The following is a 23,907-nucleotide window of genomic DNA, read 5'->3' as shown; positions in this document are numbered from 1 at the left end:
AAGACTAAATATGGGAGAACTAGAAAAACAAAAAGCTGGCGTTCACTACGCACTATCATACTCTTACACCTCTTTTTATTTTGGGATGATTTTGGGTATAGTTCTACACCTTTTCTTCAAATATCCTATTTTTGAAAATAATTCTTATCCAGATGTTGGGTTTTTTCTGATACTAATCGGTACGATATTTGTATTTTGGGCACAGAACACAACAAGAGGGAGTAAAGACGAGAGAAGCGACAATAATCAGACTGTTATGGATTTCTATAAAGGGCCATATAAATTTTCTAGGAGTCCAACCCACCTTGGTCTACTTTTTATGATTGTCGGAGTAGCACTACTCATAAACTCACTATTTATATTAGTTACTATATTCCTTTCTTTTCTTGTTTCTCAAACTATTTTTCTAGACAAGCAGGATGAGTATTTGGAAAAAAAATACGGAGAATCATATAGACAGTACAGAGAAAAGGTTAGAAGGTGGTTTTAGTTTATGATAATAGTTTTCATCGGGACAGACCTTGTCGCAAAAAATAAAAAAATAGACGTCTATAAAAAAGACTTTTCAAAGAAAGGTTTTTCTTTCGAAAGAGTTTCTTATAAAGACGTAGAAAGTCCAGAAGATATACTCATTTCTCATATCAAAGGTGAGGCGCTTTTTGAAATCAAAAAAGTTCTTATTCTAGAAGGTTTTTTAGATAAAGATCACATACTAAAATTTCTGGAAGAAAACAAAAACAGTGATAAAACAATCTTTTTTGTAGAAGAAAAAATAGATAAAGATGCGGAAAAAGTAATTACAAAAATAGGTGGAGAGGTTTTAGATTTTTCTAAAAAGAAAGAAGAATGGAAAAAAGATTATTCTTTGACAAACGCACTTATCTCTCGAGATAGAAAAAATCTATGGCTTCTTTTCTTGAAAACCCTAAAAGGGGGAGAGAGCGCCGAGGCCATTCACGGACTTTTATGGTGGCAGATGAAAAATATATCAATGGTTTATTTTGAAAAGAAACAAAACGAGTTCAATCTAAAACCCTTCCAATACTCTATTTTGAAAAAATCCACTAGTCTTTTTGAGAAAGATGAACTAAAGAAAATAATAAAAGACTGGGTGTCTCTACCAGATTATTCTAGAAGTAGAAATATTCCTCTTTCTGAAACGATGGAAAGGTTTATCCTAGAGAGGATCTAAAATTTTTATTCCAGTAAAACAAAACAATCAAAAAGAGAAATCCCACAAAGGACATAAGGGGGATTGTTACAAAACCAAACGAGTTTACTAGAAGTTTTGTACAATCAGAGCCAGAAGAACATATACTAGAAACATCGAACCACGTTATAAGGTTTTGGTATATAGCTATTGTTATACCAACAAAAGATAGGTTTCTTCCAAGAACCCACAGTCCTCGGCTCTCGTATTCTTTTTTGAGTGCCATCATTCCAAAAATAAAAACAAGTGGGTACATAAATATTCTCTGATACCAACAAAGGTCACATGGTGGATACCCTACTACTGTAGAATAAATCATAGAGAAAGCCATAGCGCCAAGAGAAACAGAAAAACCAATCCAAAGAAGATTTTTTGTCATAAAACTTTTTATTTTTTTAGGTAGTATTTTTATTCCAAAAAGTTCAAGCGATAGCAGTAGGGAAGAAATACCGAGAATTATTATCCCGATAGCTATGATGTTATTCAATATATTTACTTCTTCAAAAGACATATATTATTGTGGCAATTCACAACTAGTTTTTTCTGCCAAAATATCCAATTCAACTTCGCCACTCAATCTTTCTCCGTCCGGGAATATCCATGTTGGATAACCTTCTATACCTTTTTCAGTACATATTTCTAGTTGCCCTTGTCCGTCTGGAGTAGAGCATTCTATATATGGGAGAAGTTTTTGTGATGAACCAAAAGCCTTCTTTTGCGCTTGGCAGTGTGGACACCAAAAAGCTCCATAAAACTCTGTACCGCTTTCTGCTATACAACTTGCGAACGCGTCATATTTTCCACCGGTGCCACTTTTTGCTCCGGCCCAAATAACGACCACCGCCACTACTAAAATTGAAATGATTGTTACTATAAGTTCTTTCTTTTTCATATTTATCTATATTAAAACAAAAATCGTCCAGATAAAAGCCCGTTTTTAGCGTTGCATAAATATCTTTTTTGTGTTATTTTGCTTGTACCGATAAAGGAATCCCCTTGTAGGGATCAGCCCCGACGTCCTTGCCACGCAAGGAGGTCGGGGAGCCGACAGAATCGTCGGCTTTGGTAAAATAGACGCTTCAAAGATTTTTAATCTCGAAATAAACAAAAGATAAAAATAGAAATATCCCCTTGTAGCTCAGTTGGTAGAGCAGCTCCCTTTTAAGGAGATGGTCGCAGGTTCGAATCCTGCCGAGGGGACAGAAAGACACAAAAACAAAAACTGCTTTTTATTTTTGTGCTTGATGTCAGCCACAGCCATGTCGCTTTGCGACGGGCGAGGCGGGGTCGAAAGTACTTAGTTCGCACAGTCCTGAACTTGTGAAGGACGAGCAGACTTAGTAACTTGTGACCAAAAAGGCTCATAGTTTTACTTAAACAGACGTGAAACAATATACTAAAATCTTAATTCTAGAAAATATAAGAAGTGCCCAAAATGTCGGGTCTATTTTTAGATCTTCTGATGCCGTAGGTATAGATAAGATATATATAGCTGGCATCACACCAGATCCAGTAGATAGATTTGGTAGATATAGAAAAGACATCTCAAAAGCTTCACTCGGCGCTGAAAAAAGTATTCCTTGGGAGCATGTGGCTAGTTCTTCGGATATTGTAAAAAAGTTAAAAGAAGATGGTTTCAAGGTGGCCTCTCTTGAACAAGACGAAAGGTCAATTGATTACAAGTCTTTTGATGCTCCAGAAAAAATAGCAATAGTTTTGGGGAGCGAAGTGGATGGTGTTTCAAAAGAAGTTTTAAATATTTCTGATGTCATACTGGAAATACCAATGAAAGGAGAAAAAGAATCTCTCAATGTTTCTGTTGCGGGAGGAGTTTTGCTTTTCAGACTTTTCGATAAATAGATTATTCTACGTGCGCGTCTTGGATTGGTGACTCTATGAATGGTTGATTTTTTTCTTCGAACTTTTGTGGACCACCGGTTATAACCCAAATAATCCATATAAGCAAAAGAACACCCAGTATCCAGAATATAAAATCTATATCGTTTTTTGGTTTTCCTAACATAACTATTTTTGATGTTTTGGACAGAAGTGGGAGCTTCTGCCGCCTATAACTTCTCTTATAATAACACCACTGCAACCCTTTTTACTACAACGCTCTCCCTTTCTTCTATATACATTGTGTTTATGTTGGAATTTTCCAGGTTCTCCATAGATGTTTCTGTAATCACTCGTAGAATCTCCACCGAAATCTATACCTTTCTCTAGAACCTTTTTTGTGTTTTGGAAAAGTTTCTTCCACTCTTCTTTTTTTATTTCCCTCACAATCCTTTTAGGTGATATTCCAGACAGAAAAAGCGCTTCGTCCGAATATATATTTCCTATACCAGAGATAAGTGTTTGATCCAAAAGAGCTGTTTTTATTTTTGTACTCTTCTTTCTTGAAACACGCTCTATAAATGTTTCTAGGGAAAGTTTTGGGTCTAGCGGATCTAATCCTATAAATCCTATGTGTTTTTCGTTTGTGATTTTGTCATCGAGTAAAACTACTTTTGCAAATTTTCGGGAGTCACAAAGAACCAATTCTTTGCCATCAGACAAAGTAAAAACAAGTCTTATAAATCTATTATATGGGTCATGTAGCGGGGCAGGACTTTTCTTCTCAGGTGACCATGATTTTTTCTTCTTATCAAAAACGTACTCACCATACATAAGGTGACCAGTCATTTTCATGTGTATCAATATGCTTTCTTTACTAGAAAGGTGTATAAGTATGTTTTTTCCAATCCTTTCTGCGCCTAGGATTTTCTTGCCGACTATTTTTTTCTTGAACTCTAGAAAATATTTTGGATCTTTTATTGTGTTTTTGTGTGGTTTGTAAGAACTTTTGTATTCTGTCCAAACATCTTTTATTGTTTTGCCTTTTACTGTTTTGTTTAACCCCAAAACAGTTGTCGTTACTTCTGGAAGTTCAGGCATAGGTTAAGACTTACTTATTATTTTTAGTGCTTCTCGTATCATTTCGTTCAGATCTTCTATTTCTTCTGAAACACTTTTTATTGCATCACGAGCCTCTTCTTTTTTATACCCAAGAGAAATCAGTGCTTCTAGTGCGTCTGTTTTTCCTCTCAATCCTTCGTCTATTTGTATATCTTTCAACTGATCTCTTAGTTCCAGAACTATTTTTTCTGCTGTTTTTTTACCTATTCCTGAAACTTGTGTCAGGTAAGATGAGTCTCCAGAAGAAATAGCACGGAGGAGTGTTTCTCTGGGTGCAATCCCCAATATAGAAAGAGCAGACCTTGGCCCTATTCCTGACACACTCAAGAGTCTTTCAAATATTTCTTTGTCACCCTCTTCAAAGAATCCATATAACTCTATGGCGTTTTCTTTGACCGCCATGTAGGTATACAAAAAAACAGATTCTCCTATTTTGGTGCTAATTATATCCGTCTCTGTCATGTAGATACTATATCCAACACCTCCTGTATCTACGATTATTCTTTTTCCGTCTTTTTCTATAATTTCTCCTCTTATTACTCCGATCATATAGGTCAATTCTATCACAAACTAAAATCTTTTATCTTCTTCTTGCAAGAGTTAAAAATTGTGTTATTATCCTAGGGTTCGCAATATTAAGTGTCTATTATTATTTAAATAAAAGCGATTATGCCAATTACAAAATCAGCAAAGAAAGCGCTTCGTGGTTCTCAAAAGAAAAAGATAGTTAACGATAGAAAAAAGAAGACCATGAAGGAGGCAATAAAGAAAATAACAAAAACAGCTAAAACTGATCCAAAAGAAGCACAAAATATGATCAGTGCTACATACAAAGCTATAGACAAGGCTGCAAAAACTGGAATCATCAAGAAAAACACAGCAGCTAGAAGAAAGTCAAAAGTCTCTAGAATTGTAAAAGAAGCAAAAGCAAAGTAATCAAAAGTCGGGGTAACCCGACTTTTGTATTATTTTAGTAAAAAAGTTAGAATCAAAGATATTGTTAGGTTAAATAAAGTTTATAAAATATGTCACTAAAAATGTTTTATGGTAATGAGTGTCCGCACTGCGAACACATGATGCCTCTTATAGAAAAGCTAGAAAAAGAAGAAGGTCTTTCTGTCGAAAAACTAGAAGTTTGGCACAACGAAGAAAATCTAAAAATGATGGAAGCTTGTGATAATGGCAATTGTGGGGGAGTGCCTTATTTTTTCAACGAAGAAAGCGGAAAGTGGATTTGTGGAGGAGAAGACTACGAAGGTCTACTTGCTTGGGCAAAAGGAGAGTAGTCTGTTCAAAAATATATAAAACAAAGTATTCTTGTAGTACAATATCTATATGCAAGAATTACTTTCTTGGGAAGCACCAGAATTTATAGAAAGGAAAAAGAACGTCGACTGGTTTTGGGTCGTTGGCGGTCTTTTTGTTGTAGGGATAGTACTTTCTGTATTAGATAGAAATTTTTTCTTTGCTATCTTTCTACTTATATCTTCTATACTGATGTTCTACTATTCGACCAAGAAAGCAGAGATTCTAAACGTTAGAATAACAGATCAAGGGGTTGTTTTGCACGACAAACTTTTCACGTTTGATTCGATAAAATCTTTTGACTTGCAGGAAAGACCAGACTATAACGTACTTCTTTTGCATATAAATAGATTTGTTCTTCCTGTTGTTTCTACAATAATCTCTGAAAGTGTTTCGATGGAACAAATAGATCAAATATTGTCTCAATACATACAAAAAGAGGAGCTAGAACACCCGCTCGCCGAGTCTTTCATGGACAGAATTGGGTTCTAGATACAAAGCCTGTTTTGTGTTAATCTCTTTTTTCGAGGCAAGACTCTGTCGTTCAATGGATAGGACGCGACTTTGCGGAAGTCGTAATGTAGGTTCGATTCCTACCAGGGTCGCATTTTAATAAGAATGATCGTGCGCATGAGCATGACTGTGCACATGGAAACTTTTGCTATGCTTTTTGTTTTTTAGATAAACTACAGCAAGTAGAGTTACTATTGGAACTGTCATTATTATTCCTATGCTTCCAACCATTGTTCTTACAACTTCTGTTGCAAATATTTCCAAATTTACCATAGAAAAACCCATATCACTTCCTGACGATGAAAACAAAAGAAGGAGTGGTAGTGATGTTCCCGTATATGCCAAAATAAGAGTGTTTACAAGCGCACTAACGTGTTCTTTTCCGACACGAATAGATCTTTTGTAAGCTTCTTTTTTAGTCATATTTTTATTGCTGTCATATAGCTCCCTAACAACGGCAACTTGTGTTATTGATATATCATCTAGAACTCCCAGAATACCAATTATTATTCCACCCAAAAGAAGCTCAACAAAATTGATCGATCCTTGTGTGTTGAAGTTTAGATAAACAGACTCTTCTGTTGCTATCCCAGATAAACTCGTTATATTTATGGCAAATTTTGCCAAAAGTATTGTTAGTACAACAGAAAGAATCGTTCCTATGTACGCCACAAAAGACTCTCTATTGAATCCGTGTGTAAAAAATATAGCGAAAAATAAGACACTACCAGCAACAAGAGAGCTTGCCAAAACGGGACTCCACCCAGCAAGCATTCCTGGTATTAGAATATAAAATATTGCCAAAAAGCTTCCGATAAGTGCAATTATAGATCTCGCCCCCTGCCAGCCACTTAAAAGTACAACAGATAAAACAAAAATAAGCGTTAGAATTATAAGCCCATTTTTTCTTTCTATATTTATTATTGAGTAGTAATCTCTGCCGTCTATATCTGAAAAGTGATTTGCATAAAAAACACTACCGGGTTTCATTTCAAGAAAATCATTTTCTATTGTTATTATTTGACCTTCTTTTTCTCCGCTTAGAATTTCGGCTGTTATTGTCTGATATGTGTGCGGAGTGTTTGTTCCAGGGACGTTTCTTGTTTCTTGGTCTAGTATTTCAACAACCCTTCCTTTTATTGTTGTGTTTGTTTCTACTACTTCTTGAGCACTAGAATTAAAAAAGGGAACAAGAACAATAAGTAAGATTAGTATTGTTTTTATTTGTTTTCGCATTTTTTACATTTTCCAAAAAATTCTAATATATGGTTTGATGGAGAATTAAACTTTTTCAAACTACTTTTTATTTTATCTAATTTATCACTTATACAAAAATCTATAGATTCTCTATCTCCACAAATCGTACAAGTTATGTGGTGATGGTGATTTGTTTGATACTCAAAAAAGGCACGACCTTTTCTAAAGTCTGATCTGTAAATTATTCCACGTGACAAAAAACATTCCAGGTTTCTATATATAGAAACTCTATCCAATTCTCCTCCGGAAAGATTTCTTATGTCTTGTACGCAAAGAGGTTTCCGAGACTCAATCAGTATGCTCAAAACTTTTTCTCGGGAAAGAGTTTGTTTTATATTACTTTTTTCGAATACCTCTGAGACGATATGTTTTGTTGACTTTTCTCCCATATGCACCTATAATGGCATAAATGCAACAATGTTGCAATTCTAAACAAATTTATCCAAATAAAAAAATCAACATGATAAACACAATAACAGCCTCTTTCCTGAGTATAATCCTCGTTAGCCTTGTTTCTTTGATAGGGGTTTTTACTCTGTACTTAAAACAAGAAACTCTAAAAAAGTATATATTTGTCTTTGTTTCTCTCGCACTTGGAGCACTTCTTGGAGACGCGTTTTTACACCTTATACCAGAATCTTTTGAGAACCTTGAACCAACACTTGCGTCTATGCTTGTAATAGCTGGAATATTTTTGTTTTTTATTCTCGAGAAATTTCTTCACTGGCATCACCATGAAGTAGACGAAGAAAACCATGACCACTCGCATCATCACGTTGGTAAAATGATTCTAGTTTCTGACGGACTTCACAATATACTAGATGGTGCGATAATTGCAGCAAGCTACCTTGTAAGTATTCCTGTCGGAGTGGCTACAACTATTGCGGTACTTCTACATGAAATACCACAAGAGATTGGAGATTTCGGAGTCCTTCTTCATAGTGGGTATTCTAAAAAAAGAGCACTGTTTTTGAACTTTGTTTCAGCGCTTCTTGCTGTTGTTGGTGGTGCTATCGTACTTTTGTTTGGAAGCGTTACTGATAAACTCATACCTATAGTTGTACCTATTGCCGCTGGAGGATTCATATACATAGCTATGGCTGACCTTATGCCAGAGATACACAAACCAGGAAGAAAAAAGATGGTTATACTCGAGACGTTTATGGCCATTCTGGGAGTCGTCTGTATGTACCTACTTCTGTTTCTAGAATAAGAAAAAATCCCCCGACTGGGGGATTTTTTCTATGCGGGCCATGTGGGTTCAGTACCAGAGTAGTGAGACACCGTAAGGGTTGTTTGAGAGATTTTTATGACTCCAAGTGAGGCATGTGGGTCGGGGCTATTTTTCTTGATTAACAATAGTTGTAAGAGTCTAGATCAATTTTGGTACAATCTACAAGAATTTTTTCTGATAGATCGTAAAAAGAGTTTTCGTAAATATTTTCTGGCGTAGATAATTCAAAAAAGTTTTTCTGATATACATATATCTGACCCTTCAAATATGGCCCCGGGTAACAAGGCAATATCCATTTCTCGCGACCTTGTACATACTCGTTTGGCAACACAATCTGCTTTTTAGTTATAAAGTAGGTCAGTAAAAATTCTTCCAAAAAGAAATTAACTTGTTCTTTTGTAAGTTCTCTATCACAAAAAACTGCATCATCTTGAACAAGTTTTTGAAAATACTCGTCTTGATTATAAATATCTTTCAATTTCTTGAAAGCGTCTGTAAAACTTGAACCCTTGTAATTCAAATACAACTGATTCCAAACTTGGAAAGAAAAAGCTTGCTGAATTTGAAACTTTTCCCAATTTTTTGTTACCAAATTTGAAAACGCATTTTTATGGTTCAGAACAACGTTCATAAATTTCTCTTTGAGGAGGCTCGCCTGTTCAGAAGAATTCATATAGAGGTAATCACTATAAATAACATTGAGTCCAACCTTTGGTTCAGAAATTTTCTTTGGCGAAAAATGTTCAATATATTTTAAACACTCTTCTGGTGACTGTCCTGTACCAGCATGTGTACGAGAAATAGAGATAGGAAAAACTAAAAGACCATAATCTTTTGGGAATTTGTTAATGTCATAAAATATATTTTCCATATGTATATATTAGCTTACATTCAAAAATTCGAATAATTAAAAAACAGGGTTTCCGAGCCGCCTCACATACCTAAGCATGTGGGTCTTCCGATACTAAGTTCTATTGGCGGAGGCGGTGAGATTCGAACTCACGGACCAGTTGCCCAGTCTCTTGTTTTCAAGACAAGTGCCTTCAACCACTCAGCCACGCCTCCATTTTATTTAATTTTTCAAAGTATCTTTTAACAAATACTTTATTCTTTCTCTACCTTTTCCTGTTTTCAAAAACTTTTCTTCAGACTCGGCATCAATTTTTGATGTGAATCCCTGATAGTAAATGAGTTTCCAGGGTTTGTGTGGTTTGGTAGATTTTACGTTACCTAAATTGTGTTCTCTCAACCTTCTTTTTAAGTCAGACGTTACTCCTTTGTAAAGATTAGAGTTTTTGGTACTTTGTAAAATATATACATAATACATGTTTACAATATACCACTCTCCGACCAAGTCGGACCAGTCAAGTGACTGGAGCCACGTCCACCCGCCTTGGGCGGGCCTCCTCTCTGGTTGATAAGTAACAATCTAACTCATTTTGTTATATTTTTCAATATGCTAGTCTAATTGAGTATGAAATACCTAGGTATAGATTTTGGGTCGAAAAGGGTCGGGCTTGCCGTATCAAGCGAAGACGGCAAATTTGCTTTCCCGCTAAAGACTCTGGATAACAACTCAAAACTATTGGAAAACACGATTTCTGTCATAAAAGACGAAGGAATAGAAACTTTGGTTTTTGGTCTTTCTAAAAATAGTTCAATGGAAGAAAATCCTATAGAGGAAATGGTTCAAGATTTTATATCAAAACTAAAAGAATCTCTTCCAGAAATTTCTATAGATAGAGAGTTGGAGTACTTTTCATCTGTAGAGGCGGTGAGGTTTCCAAATGTTTCTCAAAAAAAGAATCTTTTAGATAGAAAAAGTAAAGTCGAAAAAATAGAAAACATAGACGAGAAAGCTGCTGCAGTCATACTTTCTCGTTATTTAGATAAAAAGAAAGTATAATTTATTTTATGGATCCCGTACGAAATCCTGCCTGCCGGCAGGCAGGAGCGGACGACGGGTACCCACAAGTTATAAGATTATCTTTATTAAAAACTAATTAATTAAATATCGGAGGTGACAAATATGTCCGCGTCCGATTTTGTAACGGGATGGAAAAACGAAGAAAAAACAAAATTTCAATAGATGACTTCTAAAAAGATAGAAGTAAAAGTAGAGAACACTATGCCGAGGCAGTAGAAGACGCTGATAAGCTTTATAAGTTTATGGTTGATCTATTCAAAACCATCTGCCGATGGTTCGACTGAAGAGAAGGATATAAGACAGATACTTTCTGCAATAAGAGTATTTTCCCATTCAGAAGAGTTGGGTTATAAAAAACTCTTTTGTTACAAACCTTGAACCGAGAAAAATAAGAGGATTAGAATCAAACGGCATGTTGTTTGCAGTCGGTATTGAAAAAACTGTTTTTGTCGTTCCAAAGTAGATGTTCCAAATGGATCAAAAGCAAGATAAAAGTGAAAAGAGTTCTCAAAAAAGCCATAGATAGATTCGTCATTGTAAGTATCAAAAAAACTTGTTTTGGGTGTTATTTCTTTGCAGAGTCTTCATTTTTTCCATTACCACCAGATATTTTTCTGATGGCGCTTCTTTCCAAGGACGCAAGAAGATGGATGTTTTTGCAACAATCAAGCAACTGTTTCTTCGGTATTTGGAGGACTTTTTTACAGTGCTATAGGATTCTTTTTTCTTTCTAGGAAGTTCTATATCTTTCTGCCATGGATTAGAGGCCGAGTTTGAGAAGTTAAGAATTATTTCAAGAAAATACTTTTATTTCTCTGTTTATAGCGGCTCTCGTTAATTCCATCCCTTTACAAAGTATTCGCCATTGTGGAGGGTTTGAGTATCAATTTTCAACTCTTATAGCTTTATTTTGGGAAGGGGAACAAGATTTTTGCCGTAGCGTTCTTGTTTAGAAGATTTGGAGAGAATATCAAGTTTTCATAAATAAATATTTCAATTTACTTACACTTATCGTTTCACTTTATTTCCAGTGCTTTATATCGTATTTCGTTAATATCTTCTGTTTTTGGTTCGTTTTATGTAGTATAATCTGTTATAAGGTTTATGAGCATAGAATCAATTTTTCCTGTACCAAAACTTTTGAACATGCAATCTATCGGATTAGATATTTCTGATAGGTCTGTTAAGTATGTCTCTGCTCAAAAAGACAAAGAACTCTGTAAGAATAAACACCTATGGTACAAGCAACACCAGCTGGTATTGTTGAGTCTGGAAAAATCATAAACAAAGACGCCCTAGCTGAAATCATAAGAAGTATCGTCAAAAGAAAAAAATTCCGTTTACAAGAGTTGCCCTACCAGAAGAACAAATATACCCTTTACACTTTCTATGCCCAAAGTTGATCCCAAGGAAGTTGCAGCTATAGAGCTTTCTGTGAAGAGCATATCCCCATTGCTCCAATAATGAATCCGTTTATGACTATGACCTTAATCAAGGAAGACAAAGAAGGCTATCATTTTTCATATTACACACCGTTTGCGGCCATCAATAGTTATATTGAACTTTAGAAGAGTCTGTGTTATACCACTGTCTTTGAACTAGAAGCATGTTCTCGCCAGAGCGGTATTTCCACAAGGTAGTACTGACACTGTTATGTTGGTTGATCTTGTGCAACAAGAACAGGTATATCTATTGTAGATTCTGGTAGTGTTGTGCTAACTCAAAATAGTAGAAATAGGTGGTTACAAAAGGAAGTCTTTGGAGAAAAATCTAAAATCAAAGAAGAAGAAGCCGAGAAACTAAAAAAGAGAATTTGGTATGAACCTACGAGGGGAGAGTCTTATCTAGAAGCTATGGCTGAGTTTTGTCTGCAATACGAGATGAGATAAACAAGGTGTATATATACTGGCATTACCTACGCAGAAGAAAAAACAGCAAAAAACAATAAAATAAAAAATAATTCTTTGTGGTGGAGAATCTCTACTAAAAGGTTTTCCAGAATATATTTCTTCTAGTATGGTATACCTGCAGAACTCGGAAACTTGGAAAATATAACTGATTTTTTTCTGATTATATACCAGAACTCAGCTTGGAAGAGTCTGTCGTATTATGGTACGGCTATAGGATTAGCACTAGGTGATTTTGAAACATGATAAACCTTTTTACTGTGCTAATAACAAAAGACAAAAGTTACAAACCTATCAAGCAAGAGAGTAGTAAATATGTCTATGAGAATGTTTTCAGTTGTTGCTTTTGTTTGGAGGTTTATTTTTGACACCAGTATTTATAGACGTTTTATGACTTGGTATAAGAAAAGAATATTTTAGAAAGTTTAGCTTGCAGTCTGCAAGCGCTTTCTAGATGAAATACTAGCTAAATATAGAATAAAACTATCTTCTTTCAAGATTTCATGAAATTTTACGCATGCTTCTTTGGTTGAAAGTTAAAGAACAATTTTTCACCATAAAACCACAAATTGCTTTATGATTTGAATAATGAGGGCGAGAGAAGTTTTCTCTCGCCCAAGTTCTAGCAATGCTGTGCATCACTACTTTTAATTAGTAGTTCGCCTTGTTCATTCTTGTAGCCATCTATCACATCAAGGTAAAATCCTTCGTGGTATGCACTAAATTCGCATTCAAGCTCCCTTAACACCCTGTCCTTGTGGTTGTCATACCAATACAAGCCCAACTTGTTTAAGGTAGTTAAAAGGTTGCCTTGTGTAATTTCTACATACTGGCATGAGCCAAGTATGTTTGTAGCTGCCCAGCAATCAACATAGGTCTTGCATTTTAAAATTTTTACTTTCTCCATTTTTAATTGTTTTTAAATTGTTTGAATTTTCAGAGTAGTTACTACAGACAAAAGTCCACAGCTCAAACAATGTAAAGACCGCAATCATAAGATCAGCGTATAAAACAATCAAAATGGTCAAAAACAGTGTTTTAAAAGAACTACGAACAGTATAGCAGATTATGCTTGACTTGTCAAGCGTTTCGTGCTAGAGTATCTGGGAAAAATTAAATATAAAATATGTACAATACAAAAGAAAGAAAACGGATTGTACCCGTAACTGTACAATTAAATTATTCTCTGGGGCGATGGCTCCGTATGGAAATAGGAGAATTAGGATTAATTTTTGATTTCTCGGTGAGAATACACAATGTTTTAAGAGCGAATCGTATTGAAAGATTAGAAGACTTACTTCTTTTCTCCAGAAAAGGATTCACTGATGGAACGGGGCTTACCACTGAAGAATTTGAGGCATTGACATTTAATGAACAACGCAGGGTTGAATATTTAGAAGGGGAAGGGAAATATAAGGTAAAACTTGTAAACCCAGACAAACCACTAAACCGAAACCTTGGAAAAGCAGGAATGCAAGAAATTGATGCGATGCTTGAAAAACTCGGATTGAAATTCAGAGGAGAATAATTTATCTAAGAACTGTTCGCAAAGCGAACAGTTCTTTTTTCTTTAAGGGGCAGAATTTGTGCGCGAACGGGATGGTGGTTCAAGCATAATACTAAATTTTGTATCTGGGCTTTGCCAAGATTTAAATATTATGTATTTTCTTTCTTAATGCCCGCCCACCAAAACCCAAAAAGAATCCGACTCGCATTCCTCCCCAGACCCCTCCTGCGGGCGGGAAGAGAGCCGAGGTTTTGCGAATCCATGTCCCCAGAAAATTGTTTCGCAAAACCGACGTCCATTAGTGTATTCCGTTCTGAACGGATGTTCGAGTGTGGTAGTATAAAAGACACAAAATCCCACCTGCGTGGGATTTTATGTCTTTTGTGCCGACCGTAGCGATGTCGCCTTGCGACCGCGAGGTGGAGTCGAGAGTACTTGGTCTGCGCAACCCTCCATTTGTTAGTACAAATGAAGGGTGAGCAGACTTAGTAACTCGTGACCACAAGCCATGTAGATACTTTTCATATTTTTTTGTTTGTGCTAATGTACTTACTATCCACCAAATATTTGCGCGATTAGCTCAGCCCCGACGTCTTTGTAAAACAAAGAGTACGGGGAGCCGACAGAATCGTCGGCTTTGGTAGATATTAAATTTGCGCGATTAGCTCAGTTGGTAGAGCAGTCCGTTTACACCGGAAAGGTCGGGGGTTCAAGTCCCTCATCGCGCACATAAAACAAAAGAACCGCATTTGCGGTTCTTTTGTTTTTACTGGTTACTGATTTGTCTATCTCTTCTAGCTTCTAATTCTTCTTCTGTCATATCACTTGATTCCATAACTGATCCACCTGAACTTTCTTCAAAAGTTTTTGGTGATGCGTCAGCCATTGATAGGGCAGCAGCCCTTTGTGCCATAAAAGCTTCTTTTTCTTCTGGAGACATGTTTTGTACTTTAGCTGCTATTTCTTTTGGTAAACTTTCCATAATATGTAAAAAATTACTTAATAAAAACGACTTATTGACAAACGTCATTTACTATAGTATTATACTCTCAAATCAAAAAATTGTCAATTGAAAGAGAAAGCAGTTTTTGATCTCAAGGGAAGGGTCTGTCGGGAGATGCTTGGTCAGCTGGCTTCTATTATTGCCTGGTCTGAAAAAGAGAAGGATCAAAATATTGATATTTTCTTTAGGACTAAGGGCGGTGAAGTAGAGGTCGCTGACACCATGATAAGGCTGATAAATGGTGCCAACGACAAAAAGATATACTTTCATTTTCTTATTGAAGAGGTTTGTTCTTCTGCTGGAATATTAATTCTGGCAAGGGCGAATAGGGTCTCAGCAAAACAAAATGCTATCTTCGAATGGCATTATGAAAGTAACCCGTCTTTATCAGAAGAGGAGATAGTTATAAGGGCAAAAGAAAAAGCCCAGTACCTATCTTTGAGGTCAAGAAACGCCACAAAGCCTGAGGTTTTTCTCGAGCTTATGGCAAATAAAAAAGTGTTGAATGCCGAAGACATGAAAAAACTCGGCCTTGTACACAAAATAACCCCTTAGCAGATACTTCTGCTGAGGGATTTTTATTTGACACCATCTTTTTTTGTGAGATAGTGTGTCTAGTGAAAGATAATATAAAGATAATTTTTGAAAACCAAGACTTTGCCGTTTTGTCTAAGCCAGCAGGTCTTCCAGTTCACGGCGACGGAAAAGCCAAGTTTGAAACGCTGGTAGATTTTGTTTTGGAAAAATGGCCAGAGATAGAAGGAGTGGGAGAAGACGCATTTCTTTCTGGTGTTTCAGTCAAAAGACCAGGTATTGTTCATAGATTAGACAAAGATACATCTGGGATTATTTTGATTGCAAAAAACCAACATTCTTTTGAATATTTCAAAAATGTTTTCAAAATTCATCAAATAGACAAAGTTTATGAAGCTTTTGTATACGGTTGGCCCAAAGAAGATGAAGACGTAATAAATGTCGATATAGGAAGGAGTTCTAGTGATATAAGAAAGTGGACATCTGGCCGCGGAAAAAGAGGAACACTAAGAACAGCTATTACATACTACCGTGTTCTTTCTCGTATAGACAAAAGATCAAAACCAGTAGAACAAAAAGATAGGATTGGAGGAAATACTCAAGAAGGAACATTTGCTCACCTATCTTTGTCTCCAAAAACAGGAAGAACCCACCAACTAAGAGTGCACCTCTCTTATATAAATCACGCCATAGTCTCCGACTCTCTATATGCCAGCAAAAGAGAAAAGGCACTAGGATTTGACAGGCTTGCCCTTCACGCCAAAGACCTTTCTTTTGTTGGTCCAGATGGAAAAGACTATAGTTTCTCGGCTCCATACCCAGAAGACTTCGAAAAAGCCATAAAAAGCCTGTAAACTCTTGCAAATCCGGCTATCGTGTGTTAGATTACTCGGACGTATGGAAACAAATAAATTTACACCAGTTGATGTTAACTCTAGAAAAGCTCTTGATATGAAGTCAGGTGATACTGTTAGAGTTTGGTCAAAAATAGAAGAAAAGGGAAAAACTAGACTCCAAGCTTTTGAAGGTGTTGTTTTGGCTAGAAAACACGGAGCTGAACCAGGAGCAACATTTACAGTTAGAAAAGTTTCAAATGGTGTTGGAGTAGAAAGAATATTTCCACTTTACTCTCCATTGATAGATAAGATAGAAGTTCTAAAGAGATCAAAAACAAGAAGAAGCAAGCTTTACTTCATAAGAGAGAAAGCTATCAAAGAAATGAGAAAGAGAATGAAAGCGTTTATGTTCTCTAGCGATACAGCTACTCTAGAAGCAGAAAATCAAGCAAACGAACCTGAAACAGAAGAAGTTGTAGAGAATGAAGAGGCGACAGAAGTAGAAACAACAGAAGAAGTTGTAGAAGAAGTACCAGCTGAAGAAGCGGCTCCAGAAGAAAAAACAGAAGAAGCGCCAACTGAAACAACTGAAGAAGAAACAAAGTCTGAATAAGTAAAATCCCCGAAAGGGGATTTTGATTTTATGTGCGCAGGAGAGGACTTGAACCTCCACGCCCTTGCGAGCACTACCACCTCAAGGTAGCTTGTCTACCAGTTTCAACACCTGCGCAGTAAATAAAATACTACCAAAAAGAAACTATTATGCAATTTTTATTGTAAAAGGGTGACCACTTTGATAATATCAAGGGTATATATATGTCACTAAAGGGTAAAAAATGCAAAGCGTGCGAAGACAAAAGCGTTATGCCACTTACTATTCCCAGGGCCCAAGAATTTCTAAAAGAAATTCCAGAGTGGGAGATTTCTCCAGACGCATCTATGATAAGTAGAGAATTTGTCTTTGATTCATATAGAAGATCGGCAGACTTTGTAGCTAGGGTTGTAAATCTTGCGGAGGAAGAGGGTCATCATCCGGACATGCATTTTTATTATGGAAGAGTTTTGGTTGAACTCACGACTCACAGTATAGGAGGTCTTTCCGAAAATGACTTTATACTAGCAGCTAAGATAGATGCAAATATATGATGTTATTTTTTTTGTACAAAACACTTATTTTGAAAACAATATTAGTTCTTTTGGGACTAGGAGGATTTTTGCTTGCTAGAAAAATTCATCTTCACAAGAAAAAGGCAAAACCACTAGTTTGTCCGATGAGAAGCAACTGCGAAACAGTTGTTCATAGTGACTACTCCAAGATAGCGGGGATACCACTAGAAGTTCTAGGTATGGCTTATTATGGATTTATATTCTTTTTTTACTTTGCTTCGTTTTTTGTTTCAGTATTTTCTCTTGCAGATATATCTTTCTATATAGTTTTGATTTCTATTTTTGCCTTTTGTTTTTCTGTTTATCTTGTATGTTTGCAGGCGTTTGTTATCAAGGAATGGTGTGCTTGGTGTCTAGGCTCCGCCGTTATTTCTTTGTTTATAGCAATAGTCGCATACTTTCACGCAGACTTGTCACTACTTCTTATGGGGTTCAAACACAAAATCGTGTTTGTGATTCTACACGGTATAGCTGCCGCTGTTGGCGTGGGGGCCACAACTGTTACTGATACATTGTTTTTCAAATTCTTGAAAGACTATCAGATTTCTGAATCTGAAAAGGCTATAACAAAAACTCTTTCTGGAATCATATGGTTTGCGATTGTCGTGCTTTTAGTAACTGGAGTTTTTCTTACAATGTTTTCTTGGCCAGATATTTTGCAAAATACAAAGTTTGTTGCAAAGATGATTTTGGTCCTAGTGGTGATATTGAATGGAAGTTTGCTTAACTTCTATATTTCCAAGAAGCTCACATCTATACCATTTGGCGAGAAAAGTGAAAACCTAGATCCTAAAACAAGACGAGATAGAAAATTAGCATTTTTCTCAGGGGGACTGTCACTTGTTACTTGGTATTCGATATTTATACTTGGGTCAGTTAGATCACTACCACTATCTGTCTGGGCGATACTTATTATTTATATAGTTTTGGTTTTAGGCTCATTTTCTGGGGCTATGTTTTTCGAGAAAAAGCTTGAGAGAAGAGAAATATAAAACCTAGACTAAACATCGCTTTTTTGTTATAAATTACATGCTTTTTCAAAGTTTTGACTTTTGAGTTTTAATTTTGAGCAAGGCGAATATGGTGCCTATAGTGTAACGGTTAGCACTAGAGTTTGTGGAACTCTCAGTTCGGGTTCGAGTCCCGATAGGCACCCAAAGATAAACTTATTTGATATAATCATCATATGAAATTAAATATTTTCAAAAAGCTCAAAGAAGGTGATTTCTGTCCACCAGAGCAAGATGACTCAAGAGATCTTTTGTATTTTATTTCTCACAAGCTTTCTTCTGAGCTAACCAAGATAAAATGGGGTATAGAGGAACTTTCTTCTTCTCAAATGGATGACCAAAGACGAGATTTTCTTTCCAGTAAAATAAAAGAAGCCGTTAACTCCTCTATCTCTGTATTGAATGATTCAATGAACAACGGTTCTTTTGTCTCAGGAGGCAAGGTCAAGTGTGATATGAAAAAGGGTGATATAAATCTTTCTGAAATTATAAAAGAGGTTGTTATGAGCGAAGAGATATCGAAAAAGCACCAAGGTGTTTCTATAAATCTTGTTGGTTTTGATTCACCGATCATTCTCGACGGAGACAGAGAAAACATAAAGTTTGTTTTTAGTGGAATTATAGGAAATGCTATCAAGTATTCTCAACATGGATCAACTGTATATGTCGAAGGCAAGGTAGAAGATGGAGGTGTAAGAGTTTTTGTAAAAGACACAGGCCTAGGTATACCAGAAGAAGATAAAGAAAAGATTTTTTCTAAACATTTTCGTGGATCAAATACTTCTGGTGTAGATGGACATGGTTTTGGTTTGTATTTTTGTAAAAAGATAATATTTGAACATTGCGGTAATATAAAGTTCTACCCAAACCAAGAAAAGGGAACTGTTTTTGAAATATTTCTACCTAAAAGATAAATTTCTTTGTTATAATGAATCTCATGAGGCAAGATAGAATGAATCAACTAAACGATGGGATTTTTGCTATCGTTATGACACTACTGGTTTTAGAGATAAAAGTTCCAGTTTTCGACAAAATTATAACCAACCAAGAATTAAACTACGCCCTGTGGGAGAGTGTGCCACTTTTTCTAGCGTACCTGCTTTCTTTCGCAGTACTTTTTACATATTGGAGGGCTCACCACTTTATAATCTCTGATTTGGCAAAAAATATAGACATAGAACTTACCGGAGGAAACGCTATATTTTTGTTCTTTGTAGCACTTACTCCATTTTCGGCGCATCTTTTGGGATCATATCCTTATACACAAACTGCTATAGGTATGTTCGGAATAAACGTCATAACTATCGGTGTTTCGCTTTATTGGATGAGACATCACATACTTACTTCTCATAAAATAGAAAACGTAGAATACACAGGAAGACAGATTAGAAATGGAAACTTCAGAATTCTCCTACCTGTTTTTTGTGCAATAATAGCTTTCTATATAAGTTTTCTAAGTATACAACTATCACTGACTATTCTTACTGTTGCTGTTTTATATAACTTGCTTCCTATATCTAGCAAGATAAACAACGTTGTGCTGGACAAAGTCTGGCCAGTAAAAGAAAACAATCCGCTTTTTTAGAGCGGATCGTGTCCTATAACTTCTTTTATTAGTTTGGACCAGGTTTTATTGAGAAGGGTTACTATTATAAAAGCCGGGATAAATACTACTGCGATTATTACCAGAAGTATTAGTTTCAATATTCTTGTCATTCTGATATGATAGCATGACTTATATATGAAAAACAAAAAACACACAAATACAGGTTACAAGGTCAAAAAATCCTTTTCAGGATTTGGTCTTTTTGCTACTCGTGATTACAAAAAAGGGGAGGAGATAATAGAATACACCGGAAAAATTATTTCTAACAAAGAAGCCGACAAGAAGATGGGAAGATACCTTTTTGAGCTTTCTTCTAGGAGGACCATAGATGGTAGTGGTAGAGAAAATACTGCAAGGTATATCAATCACTCTTGCGAACCAAACGCAGAAGCTATAAATCACGGAAACAAAGTTATGATAGAAGCCAAGAAAAAGATTCTTTCTGGAGAAGAAATAACCTATGACTATGGCAAAGAATATGTAGCAGAATTTATCGCACCTTACGGGTGTCTTTGTGGTAAGTGTTCTAACTCCAAGAAAAAGTAGGTTATAATCTATAGATGCTGACTTATATACTGTTTGTTGTAGGATTTATTATCCTCATAAAAGGTGCCAACACTCTAGTCGATGGTGCTACTTCTATTGCAAGAAAGTTGGGAGTTACAGAAATAGTTATAGGTCTTACTATTGTTGCGTTTGGTACGTCTGCTCCAGAACTTGCGGTCAATGTTATATCTGCTCTCAAGGGTTCTACTAGTCTTGCGGTAGGTAACGTTCTAGGAAGCAACATTGCAAATATTTTTCTGATACTTGGAGTTGCAGCGGCAATAAAGCCACTTACTGTAAAAAGAAACACTATCTTCAAAGAAATACCCTTTAGTCTACTCGCCGCACTGGTTGTCTTGTTCTTGGCATTAGACGGTATATTCAATTCTAGTTACCCGTCTATGCTTATAAGAGGAGACGGACTAACACTGCTTGGATTTTTTGCGATCTTTCTTTATTACACAGTTTCTATCGCAAAAGGTGGTGAAGATGAAACAGAAGAAGATTCTGGTACGCCAAATATAAAACCAGTAAGAGCTATTTTTATGATAGTAGTTGGACTCGTTATGCTTACTCTTGGTGGTCAGTGGATAGTAAACGGCGCTATAAAAATAGCAGGACTTCTGGGTATGAGTGAGTCACTTATCGGTCTTACTGTTGTTGCTATAGGAACATCTCTTCCAGAGCTTGCTACTTCTATCGTTGCGATAAGAAAAGGCAAGACTGACATAGCCATAGGAAACGCCGTTGGTTCAAACATCTTCAATATATTCTGGATACTGGGCGTAACTTCTGTGATTGTTCCGCTACCTTTTTCTCTAACAGATATTTCCTATGTTTTCATGACAGTTGCAGCCAGCGTGTTTTTATTTGCAGCTCTTTTTGTAGGGAGAAAACATACACTCAAAAGATGGCAAGGATTTTCTTTTATTTTTATATATATAATGTATTTGGTTTATCTAATCGTACTTTCGTAGAAAATGAAAAAGGTTATTGTAAACGACAAAATGCAAAAAGGTTACACTTACGAGATAACTTCTCCTATGGGTAAAGACTTTGATCCAGATTTCAAGCCAGACCTTACTCCAAAAGAAATGTTGGAACTCGGTGTTTTTGGTGGAGTTTATATGAGAGATTGCCAGAAAGAGTTTCCAAAAGATTGGTTTACAAAAGCCAAGTTTGCTCCAGATGGAGTAAAGAAGAGCCAGAAAGAAATAAACTATTTTGGAATAAACGCGTCTCAATCCCTAGCGGTTTGGAGAAAAAATGGATGGATAAACCAGCGTCACGATCCAAGAGGTTGGTTCCAGTGGTACTGTAGGTATTATATGGGTAGGCGTCTTCCGATGGAGGACAAGAGACAGATAGGTAGGTGGATCGCTATGAGGCGTCATGTTGGACAAGTCGTTCATAACTGCAGAAAAGGAGATGAGTTTTGTAGGCCTCGTCAGAGACAGGCACTGCTACACTGGGCATATGATTCTAGAAAATTATAATATGATTTATCCCGTACAAAAAACAGAAAAGTAAAAAATTTCAAATAAATATGTTTAACAAAATAAAAAAAATAAACAAAAAACAAATTATAAATAATTTTTTTGTTCTGGGATGAAAAAAATAGTTATAACAGGTGGGTCTGGATTTATCGGTAGCAAAATAACCGAGTCTCTCATGGAGAAGGGTTATAGTGTTGTCGTTCTTGATATATTTCCACCCAAAATAGAAAATCAAAATCTTTCTTTTGTAAAAGTAGACACTTCTTTCGGGGTTGACCCGCAAATATTTGAAGGGGTGTATGGTGTTATAAATCTTGCCGGAGTAAACATAGGACAGAGGTGGAACAAAAAAATAAAAACCGCTATCAAAGATTCTAGAATAAACACAACCAAAAATCTTGTAAGTGCTATTTCTAAAACAAATGTTAAACCAAGTGCACTAATATCTGCTTCTGCTGTTGGAATATATGGAGACCAAAAAGATGTACTTCTAGAAGAGGGTGCAAGTTACGGCGTAGATTTTCTGGCACAAGTTGCAAAGAGTTGGGAAGAAGAAGCATCCGAAGCTCGTGATTTTGGAACTAGAGTTTGTTTAGTCAGGACTGCACATGTTCTAGGGAAGGGCGGGATACTGGGTGCACTTACTCCAGTTTTCAAAAAACACTTGGGTGGATATTTTGGAAACGGGAAGCAGTATATGCCGTGGGTACACTGGCAAGATATAGTGAACATATATATTTTTCTTCTAGAAAATGATTCTGCAAGCGGTGCTTATAATACCGGTGCAGGGGAACCTGTAACTCAAAAAGATCTTTTTAAAGTTTTTGCAAAAGTAAACAAATTCTGGCCTGTATGGATGATTCCTAGGCCTATAGCAAAAATAGTTTTGGGAGAGTTTGGGCTTTCGCTTTTTTCTTCACAAAAAATCAGCTCCGAAAAGCTGACTTCTCTAGGATATTCTTTTGAATATAACGATATCACCCAAGCTCTTTTAGATCTTTGATTATACTTATATTGTCATATTTATTTCTCACAAAATCACTAGAGTGATTACAGGATATTGACATATATAATAAGGCATGGTAAATATACTACAAGGTAATTTTATTGTTCGCTTCAAAAATCAAAGTCTACGTAGAGTAGTTGCATTTTGCAAGTAGGGTATCGTAGCAAGCACAATGAGACAAAAACCCGTAAGACTGTCCATGGTTGGGCAACTGGTGACAAAGCTCACCACATCACTTATGCTTCTTACCGGAAAAGAAGAAAAACAACTTTCATTACTTGACCATGGATCCACACAGGATGTGATAGATATGGATGACAATGAAAGGTTGAGGCTTATAATTGAGTTAATAAACAATCGACTCGAGCCTAAAAAAGTATTCGCCAACACCTTTGTCCTCGGCGAGGTGTTCAAATCCCGAGTAACTGAGGGCGATACCAGACTTTTTTTCTGGGAGAGTTTCCATGAGAAGTTCATCCAGAACAATCTGGAGCGGAAAATTGCTATCCGCACCGATCTCGGTGCGCTCGAGCAATATCGATTGCCAATAAGAATGCGAGGTGGAGAAATCCAAAAAGCATGTAAAAATCCTGAATACATGAACTTCGACACATTCTTTTGTGTCGCGTACTTGCTCATCTTTGAAAAAGAAACCGCCAAAGAGTGCTTTGGTATGGAGCTTTTGAAAAGAGAGTACTACATATTTCATGTAAAAATGAACGGTATGTTGCTCGCGGCGCGCCTCTACTGGGATGGCGATGAGTGGAACTTCCGTACCAGCGGCTTCGACTATCTGAATCCGTGGGGTGGGGGCATTTTGTTCCTGTACTTTCCCGCTACTTCTGAAAAGTAGCTTGGAAAGTTAAATCCTTAGATACTTGGTTC

General features: G+C 36.2%; 35 protein-coding genes and 6 tRNA genes. 27 read left to right on the top strand and 14 right to left on the bottom strand.

Annotated features, from left to right (window positions below; translation table 11 throughout):
- Nucleotides 1-10: 10 nt before the first annotated feature.
- A complete protein-coding gene (locus H6791_02755) occupies nucleotides 11-490 on the top strand; it encodes an isoprenylcysteine carboxylmethyltransferase family protein (protein USN94651.1) in 480 nt (159 codons plus the stop codon).
- Between the two features lie 3 nt (nucleotides 491-493).
- The gene (locus H6791_02750) at nucleotides 494-1,192 is read left to right on the top strand and encodes a hypothetical protein (protein USN94650.1); all 699 of its coding nucleotides are present in this window, start codon (nucleotides 494-496) and stop codon (nucleotides 1,190-1,192) included.
- Here the strand turns inward: H6791_02750 and H6791_02745 are convergent.
- Nucleotides 1,173-1,721, bottom strand: a complete 549-nt coding sequence (locus tag H6791_02745; GenBank protein USN94649.1) for a disulfide bond formation protein B — start codon at nucleotides 1,719-1,721, stop codon at nucleotides 1,173-1,175. The genes H6791_02750 and H6791_02745 overlap by 20 nt on opposite strands.
- A gap of 3 nt (nucleotides 1,722-1,724) precedes the next feature.
- Entirely contained in the window at nucleotides 1,725-2,102 is a 378-nt protein-coding gene (locus H6791_02740) for a hypothetical protein (protein USN94648.1), read from the bottom strand.
- Nucleotides 2,103-2,337: 235 nt separating this feature from the next.
- On the opposite strand from H6791_02740, the gene H6791_02735 reads away from it, so the two are divergent.
- Together H6791_02735 and H6791_02730 are read left to right on the top strand one after the other, a co-directional pair.
- Nucleotides 2,338-2,410: transfer RNA gene (locus H6791_02735), tRNA-Lys, on the top strand.
- A gap of 183 nt (nucleotides 2,411-2,593) precedes the next feature.
- A complete protein-coding gene (locus H6791_02730; GenBank protein ID USN94647.1) occupies nucleotides 2,594-3,070 on the top strand; it encodes a TrmH family RNA methyltransferase in 477 nt (158 codons plus the stop codon).
- A gap of 1 nt (nucleotide 3,071) precedes the next feature.
- On the opposite strand, the gene H6791_02725 is transcribed toward H6791_02730, so the two are convergent.
- Genes H6791_02725 through ruvA form a run of 3 tightly spaced genes read right to left on the bottom strand, consistent with a single transcriptional unit; the run spans nucleotide 3,072 to nucleotide 4,717 of the window.
- Entirely contained in the window at nucleotides 3,072-3,233 is a 162-nt protein-coding gene (locus tag H6791_02725; protein USN94646.1) for a hypothetical protein, read from the bottom strand.
- A 2-nt stretch (nucleotides 3,234-3,235) separates the two neighbouring features.
- Nucleotides 3,236-4,147 (bottom strand): DNA-formamidopyrimidine glycosylase, encoded by a 912-nt coding sequence (gene mutM / locus H6791_02720; protein ID USN94645.1) that lies wholly within the window; start codon nucleotides 4,145-4,147, stop codon nucleotides 3,236-3,238.
- A 3-nt stretch (nucleotides 4,148-4,150) separates the two neighbouring features.
- Entirely contained in the window at nucleotides 4,151-4,717 is a 567-nt protein-coding gene (ruvA, locus tag H6791_02715; GenBank protein ID USN94644.1) for a Holliday junction branch migration protein RuvA, read from the bottom strand.
- A gap of 120 nt (nucleotides 4,718-4,837) precedes the next feature.
- Between ruvA and rpsT the strand changes: the two genes are divergently transcribed.
- The 4 genes from rpsT to H6791_02695 all read left to right on the top strand — a co-directional run bounded on the left by rpsT (nucleotide 4,838) and on the right by H6791_02695 (nucleotide 6,078).
- Nucleotides 4,838-5,104 (top strand): 30S ribosomal protein S20, encoded by a 267-nt coding sequence (gene rpsT, locus H6791_02710; GenBank protein USN94643.1) that lies wholly within the window; start codon nucleotides 4,838-4,840, stop codon nucleotides 5,102-5,104.
- Nucleotides 5,105-5,193: 89 nt separating this feature from the next.
- Entirely contained in the window at nucleotides 5,194-5,454 is a 261-nt protein-coding gene (locus H6791_02705; GenBank protein ID USN94642.1) for a hypothetical protein, read from the top strand.
- 49 nt (nucleotides 5,455-5,503) lie between these two features.
- Nucleotides 5,504-5,965 carry a hypothetical protein gene (locus H6791_02700; protein ID USN94641.1) on the top strand — a complete coding sequence of 154 codons (462 nt, stop codon included), beginning with the start codon at nucleotides 5,504-5,506 and terminating at the stop codon, nucleotides 5,963-5,965.
- 41 nt (nucleotides 5,966-6,006) lie between these two features.
- A tRNA-Arg gene (locus H6791_02695) sits at nucleotides 6,007-6,078 on the top strand.
- A gap of 4 nt (nucleotides 6,079-6,082) precedes the next feature.
- On the opposite strand, the gene H6791_02690 is transcribed toward H6791_02695, so the two are convergent.
- Together H6791_02690 and H6791_02685 are read right to left on the bottom strand one after the other, a co-directional pair.
- Nucleotides 6,083-7,222 carry a YibE/F family protein gene (locus tag H6791_02690; protein ID USN94640.1) on the bottom strand — a complete coding sequence of 380 codons (1,140 nt, stop codon included), beginning with the start codon at nucleotides 7,220-7,222 and terminating at the stop codon, nucleotides 6,083-6,085.
- The gene (locus H6791_02685; GenBank protein ID USN94639.1) at nucleotides 7,207-7,632 is read right to left on the bottom strand and encodes a transcriptional repressor; all 426 of its coding nucleotides are present in this window, start codon (nucleotides 7,630-7,632) and stop codon (nucleotides 7,207-7,209) included. The genes H6791_02690 and H6791_02685 overlap by 16 nt, the downstream gene beginning before the upstream one ends.
- A 71-nt stretch (nucleotides 7,633-7,703) precedes the next feature.
- Here H6791_02685 and H6791_02680 point away from each other — a divergent pair, with 71 nt between their 5' ends.
- On the top strand, nucleotides 7,704-8,456 hold the full coding sequence (locus H6791_02680) for a ZIP family metal transporter (protein ID USN94638.1): 753 nt from the start codon (nucleotides 7,704-7,706) through the stop codon (nucleotides 8,454-8,456).
- 139 nt (nucleotides 8,457-8,595) lie between these two features.
- Here the strand turns inward: H6791_02680 and H6791_02675 are convergent, their stop codons facing one another.
- The 3 genes from H6791_02675 to H6791_02665 all read right to left on the bottom strand — a co-directional run bounded on the left by H6791_02675 (nucleotide 8,596) and on the right by H6791_02665 (nucleotide 9,804).
- Complete coding sequence (locus H6791_02675) at nucleotides 8,596-9,348, bottom strand: hypothetical protein (protein ID USN94637.1); 753 nt, start codon at nucleotides 9,346-9,348, stop codon at nucleotides 8,596-8,598.
- A 104-nt stretch (nucleotides 9,349-9,452) separates the two neighbouring features.
- A tRNA-Ser gene (locus H6791_02670) sits at nucleotides 9,453-9,542 on the bottom strand.
- A 7-nt stretch (nucleotides 9,543-9,549) separates the two neighbouring features.
- Nucleotides 9,550-9,804, bottom strand: a complete 255-nt coding sequence (locus H6791_02665; protein ID USN94636.1) for a GIY-YIG nuclease family protein — start codon at nucleotides 9,802-9,804, stop codon at nucleotides 9,550-9,552.
- A 147-nt stretch (nucleotides 9,805-9,951) separates the two neighbouring features.
- Here H6791_02665 and ruvX point away from each other — a divergent pair, with 147 nt between their 5' ends.
- Nucleotides 9,952-10,383, top strand: a complete 432-nt coding sequence (gene ruvX / locus H6791_02660) for a Holliday junction resolvase RuvX (protein USN94635.1) — start codon at nucleotides 9,952-9,954, stop codon at nucleotides 10,381-10,383.
- 352 nt (nucleotides 10,384-10,735) lie between these two features.
- The gene (locus H6791_02655; GenBank protein ID USN95137.1) at nucleotides 10,736-10,867 is read left to right on the top strand and encodes a hypothetical protein; all 132 of its coding nucleotides are present in this window, start codon (nucleotides 10,736-10,738) and stop codon (nucleotides 10,865-10,867) included.
- Nucleotides 10,868-11,587: 720 nt separating this feature from the next.
- Here H6791_02655 and H6791_02650 read toward each other — a convergent pair.
- Nucleotides 11,588-11,728: a hypothetical protein gene (locus tag H6791_02650; GenBank protein ID USN94634.1), complete on the bottom strand. Its 141-nt coding sequence runs from the start codon at nucleotides 11,726-11,728 to the stop codon at nucleotides 11,588-11,590.
- Nucleotides 11,729-12,116: 388 nt separating this feature from the next.
- Between H6791_02650 and H6791_02645 the strand changes: the two genes are divergently transcribed.
- Complete coding sequence (locus H6791_02645; protein USN94633.1) at nucleotides 12,117-12,293, top strand: hypothetical protein; 177 nt, start codon at nucleotides 12,117-12,119, stop codon at nucleotides 12,291-12,293.
- Nucleotides 12,294-12,933: 640 nt separating this feature from the next.
- On the opposite strand, the gene H6791_02640 is transcribed toward H6791_02645, so the two are convergent.
- Nucleotides 12,934-13,218, bottom strand: a complete 285-nt coding sequence (locus H6791_02640; protein USN94632.1) for a hypothetical protein — start codon at nucleotides 13,216-13,218, stop codon at nucleotides 12,934-12,936.
- A 219-nt stretch (nucleotides 13,219-13,437) separates the two neighbouring features.
- On the opposite strand from H6791_02640, the gene H6791_02635 reads away from it, so the two are divergent.
- Together H6791_02635 and H6791_02630 are read left to right on the top strand one after the other, a co-directional pair.
- Nucleotides 13,438-13,839, top strand: a complete 402-nt coding sequence (locus H6791_02635) for a hypothetical protein (GenBank protein ID USN94631.1) — start codon at nucleotides 13,438-13,440, stop codon at nucleotides 13,837-13,839.
- 634 nt (nucleotides 13,840-14,473) lie between these two features.
- Nucleotides 14,474-14,546: transfer RNA gene (locus H6791_02630), tRNA-Val, on the top strand.
- Between the two features lie 38 nt (nucleotides 14,547-14,584).
- Here the strand turns inward: H6791_02630 and H6791_02625 are convergent.
- A complete protein-coding gene (locus H6791_02625; GenBank protein ID USN94630.1) occupies nucleotides 14,585-14,800 on the bottom strand; it encodes a hypothetical protein in 216 nt (71 codons plus the stop codon).
- An 87-nt stretch (nucleotides 14,801-14,887) separates the two neighbouring features.
- Here H6791_02625 and H6791_02620 point away from each other — a divergent pair, with 87 nt between their 5' ends.
- From H6791_02620 to rplS, 3 genes are all read left to right on the top strand, one after another.
- Nucleotides 14,888-15,376, top strand: coding sequence for a hypothetical protein (locus tag H6791_02620; protein USN94629.1), 489 nt, complete (start codon nucleotides 14,888-14,890; stop codon nucleotides 15,374-15,376).
- Nucleotides 15,377-15,438: 62 nt separating this feature from the next.
- Complete coding sequence (locus H6791_02615; GenBank protein USN94628.1) at nucleotides 15,439-16,209, top strand: RluA family pseudouridine synthase; 771 nt, start codon at nucleotides 15,439-15,441, stop codon at nucleotides 16,207-16,209.
- A gap of 43 nt (nucleotides 16,210-16,252) precedes the next feature.
- Nucleotides 16,253-16,804, top strand: a complete 552-nt coding sequence (gene rplS, locus H6791_02610) for a 50S ribosomal protein L19 (protein ID USN94627.1) — start codon at nucleotides 16,253-16,255, stop codon at nucleotides 16,802-16,804.
- Nucleotides 16,805-16,837: 33 nt separating this feature from the next.
- Here the strand turns inward: rplS and H6791_02605 are convergent.
- Nucleotides 16,838-16,921 (bottom strand) — tRNA-Leu (locus H6791_02605).
- Nucleotides 16,922-17,007: 86 nt separating this feature from the next.
- Between H6791_02605 and H6791_02600 the strand changes: the two genes are divergently transcribed.
- The 10 genes from H6791_02600 (at nucleotide 17,008) to H6791_02555 (ending at nucleotide 23,875) form a co-directional block, all read left to right on the top strand.
- Complete coding sequence (locus tag H6791_02600) at nucleotides 17,008-17,337, top strand: 4a-hydroxytetrahydrobiopterin dehydratase (GenBank protein USN94626.1); 330 nt, start codon at nucleotides 17,008-17,010, stop codon at nucleotides 17,335-17,337.
- A complete protein-coding gene (locus tag H6791_02595) occupies nucleotides 17,334-18,350 on the top strand; it encodes a hypothetical protein (protein ID USN94625.1) in 1,017 nt (338 codons plus the stop codon). The genes H6791_02600 and H6791_02595 overlap by 4 nt, the downstream gene beginning before the upstream one ends.
- A 91-nt stretch (nucleotides 18,351-18,441) precedes the next feature.
- Nucleotides 18,442-18,513: transfer RNA gene (locus H6791_02590), tRNA-His, on the top strand.
- Between the two features lie 31 nt (nucleotides 18,514-18,544).
- Nucleotides 18,545-19,282 (top strand): HAMP domain-containing histidine kinase, encoded by a 738-nt coding sequence (locus tag H6791_02585; protein USN94624.1) that lies wholly within the window; start codon nucleotides 18,545-18,547, stop codon nucleotides 19,280-19,282.
- A 23-nt stretch (nucleotides 19,283-19,305) separates the two neighbouring features.
- A complete protein-coding gene (locus H6791_02580; GenBank protein USN94623.1) occupies nucleotides 19,306-19,953 on the top strand; it encodes a DUF1211 domain-containing protein in 648 nt (215 codons plus the stop codon).
- Between the two features lie 156 nt (nucleotides 19,954-20,109).
- Complete coding sequence (locus tag H6791_02575) at nucleotides 20,110-20,520, top strand: SET domain-containing protein-lysine N-methyltransferase (GenBank protein ID USN94622.1); 411 nt, start codon at nucleotides 20,110-20,112, stop codon at nucleotides 20,518-20,520.
- 14 nt (nucleotides 20,521-20,534) lie between these two features.
- The gene (locus tag H6791_02570) at nucleotides 20,535-21,497 is read left to right on the top strand and encodes a calcium/sodium antiporter (protein ID USN94621.1); all 963 of its coding nucleotides are present in this window, start codon (nucleotides 20,535-20,537) and stop codon (nucleotides 21,495-21,497) included.
- A gap of 3 nt (nucleotides 21,498-21,500) precedes the next feature.
- Complete coding sequence (locus H6791_02565; GenBank protein ID USN94620.1) at nucleotides 21,501-22,016, top strand: hypothetical protein; 516 nt, start codon at nucleotides 21,501-21,503, stop codon at nucleotides 22,014-22,016.
- A gap of 112 nt (nucleotides 22,017-22,128) precedes the next feature.
- Entirely contained in the window at nucleotides 22,129-23,019 is an 891-nt protein-coding gene (locus H6791_02560; GenBank protein ID USN94619.1) for a TIGR01777 family protein, read from the top strand.
- 202 nt (nucleotides 23,020-23,221) lie between these two features.
- On the top strand, nucleotides 23,222-23,875 hold the full coding sequence (locus H6791_02555) for a hypothetical protein (GenBank protein USN94618.1): 654 nt from the start codon (nucleotides 23,222-23,224) through the stop codon (nucleotides 23,873-23,875).
- Nucleotides 23,876-23,907: the final 32 nt, after the last annotated feature.

This window comes from Candidatus Nomurabacteria bacterium (assembly GCA_023898605.1).
Lineage (GTDB): Bacteria > Patescibacteriota > Minisyncoccia > Phycocordibacterales > UBA9973 > HK-STAS-PATE-34.
This window is presented reverse-complemented; position numbering and strand designations above follow the sequence as displayed.

Excerpts from the sequence above, each read along its gene's own strand:
- H6791_02705 (USN94642.1), top strand. The coding sequence starts at position 5,194 with ATGTCACTAAAAATGTTTTATGGTAATGAGTGTCCGCACTGCGAACAC.
- H6791_02570 (USN94621.1), top strand. The coding sequence starts at position 20,535 with ATGCTGACTTATATACTGTTTGTTGTAGGATTTATTATCCTCATAAAA.
- H6791_02580 (USN94623.1), top strand. The coding sequence starts at position 19,306 with ATGAGGCAAGATAGAATGAATCAACTAAACGATGGGATTTTTGCTATC.
- H6791_02745 (USN94649.1), bottom strand. The coding sequence starts at position 1,721 with ATGTCTTTTGAAGAAGTAAATATATTGAATAACATCATAGCTATCGGG.
- ruvA (USN94644.1), bottom strand. The coding sequence starts at position 4,717 with ATGATCGGAGTAATAAGAGGAGAAATTATAGAAAAAGACGGAAAAAGA.
- H6791_02625 (USN94630.1), bottom strand. The coding sequence starts at position 14,800 with ATGGAAAGTTTACCAAAAGAAATAGCAGCTAAAGTACAAAACATGTCT.
- mutM (USN94645.1), bottom strand. The coding sequence starts at position 4,147 with ATGCCTGAACTTCCAGAAGTAACGACAACTGTTTTGGGGTTAAACAAA.
- H6791_02685 (USN94639.1), bottom strand. The coding sequence starts at position 7,632 with ATGGGAGAAAAGTCAACAAAACATATCGTCTCAGAGGTATTCGAAAAA.
- H6791_02565 (USN94620.1), top strand. The coding sequence starts at position 21,501 with ATGAAAAAGGTTATTGTAAACGACAAAATGCAAAAAGGTTACACTTAC.
- H6791_02725 (USN94646.1), bottom strand. The coding sequence starts at position 3,233 with ATGTTAGGAAAACCAAAAAACGATATAGATTTTATATTCTGGATACTG.
- H6791_02690 (USN94640.1), bottom strand. The coding sequence starts at position 7,222 with ATGCGAAAACAAATAAAAACAATACTAATCTTACTTATTGTTCTTGTT.
- H6791_02680 (USN94638.1), top strand. The coding sequence starts at position 7,704 with ATGATAAACACAATAACAGCCTCTTTCCTGAGTATAATCCTCGTTAGC.
- H6791_02740 (USN94648.1), bottom strand. The coding sequence starts at position 2,102 with ATGAAAAAGAAAGAACTTATAGTAACAATCATTTCAATTTTAGTAGTG.
- H6791_02585 (USN94624.1), top strand. The coding sequence starts at position 18,545 with ATGAAATTAAATATTTTCAAAAAGCTCAAAGAAGGTGATTTCTGTCCA.
- H6791_02555 (USN94618.1), top strand. The coding sequence starts at position 23,222 with ATGGTTGGGCAACTGGTGACAAAGCTCACCACATCACTTATGCTTCTT.
- H6791_02640 (USN94632.1), bottom strand. The coding sequence starts at position 13,218 with ATGGAGAAAGTAAAAATTTTAAAATGCAAGACCTATGTTGATTGCTGG.
- H6791_02665 (USN94636.1), bottom strand. The coding sequence starts at position 9,804 with ATGTATTATGTATATATTTTACAAAGTACCAAAAACTCTAATCTTTAC.
- H6791_02675 (USN94637.1), bottom strand. The coding sequence starts at position 9,348 with ATGGAAAATATATTTTATGACATTAACAAATTCCCAAAAGATTATGGT.
- H6791_02595 (USN94625.1), top strand. The coding sequence starts at position 17,334 with ATGATGTTATTTTTTTTGTACAAAACACTTATTTTGAAAACAATATTA.
- H6791_02560 (USN94619.1), top strand. The coding sequence starts at position 22,129 with ATGAAAAAAATAGTTATAACAGGTGGGTCTGGATTTATCGGTAGCAAA.
- H6791_02600 (USN94626.1), top strand. The coding sequence starts at position 17,008 with ATGTCACTAAAGGGTAAAAAATGCAAAGCGTGCGAAGACAAAAGCGTT.
- H6791_02755 (USN94651.1), top strand. The coding sequence starts at position 11 with ATGGGAGAACTAGAAAAACAAAAAGCTGGCGTTCACTACGCACTATCA.
- H6791_02575 (USN94622.1), top strand. The coding sequence starts at position 20,110 with ATGAAAAACAAAAAACACACAAATACAGGTTACAAGGTCAAAAAATCC.
- rplS (USN94627.1), top strand. The coding sequence starts at position 16,253 with ATGGAAACAAATAAATTTACACCAGTTGATGTTAACTCTAGAAAAGCT.
- H6791_02750 (USN94650.1), top strand. The coding sequence starts at position 494 with ATGATAATAGTTTTCATCGGGACAGACCTTGTCGCAAAAAATAAAAAA.
- H6791_02700 (USN94641.1), top strand. The coding sequence starts at position 5,504 with ATGCAAGAATTACTTTCTTGGGAAGCACCAGAATTTATAGAAAGGAAA.
- rpsT (USN94643.1), top strand. The coding sequence starts at position 4,838 with ATGCCAATTACAAAATCAGCAAAGAAAGCGCTTCGTGGTTCTCAAAAG.
- H6791_02635 (USN94631.1), top strand. The coding sequence starts at position 13,438 with ATGTACAATACAAAAGAAAGAAAACGGATTGTACCCGTAACTGTACAA.
- ruvX (USN94635.1), top strand. The coding sequence starts at position 9,952 with ATGAAATACCTAGGTATAGATTTTGGGTCGAAAAGGGTCGGGCTTGCC.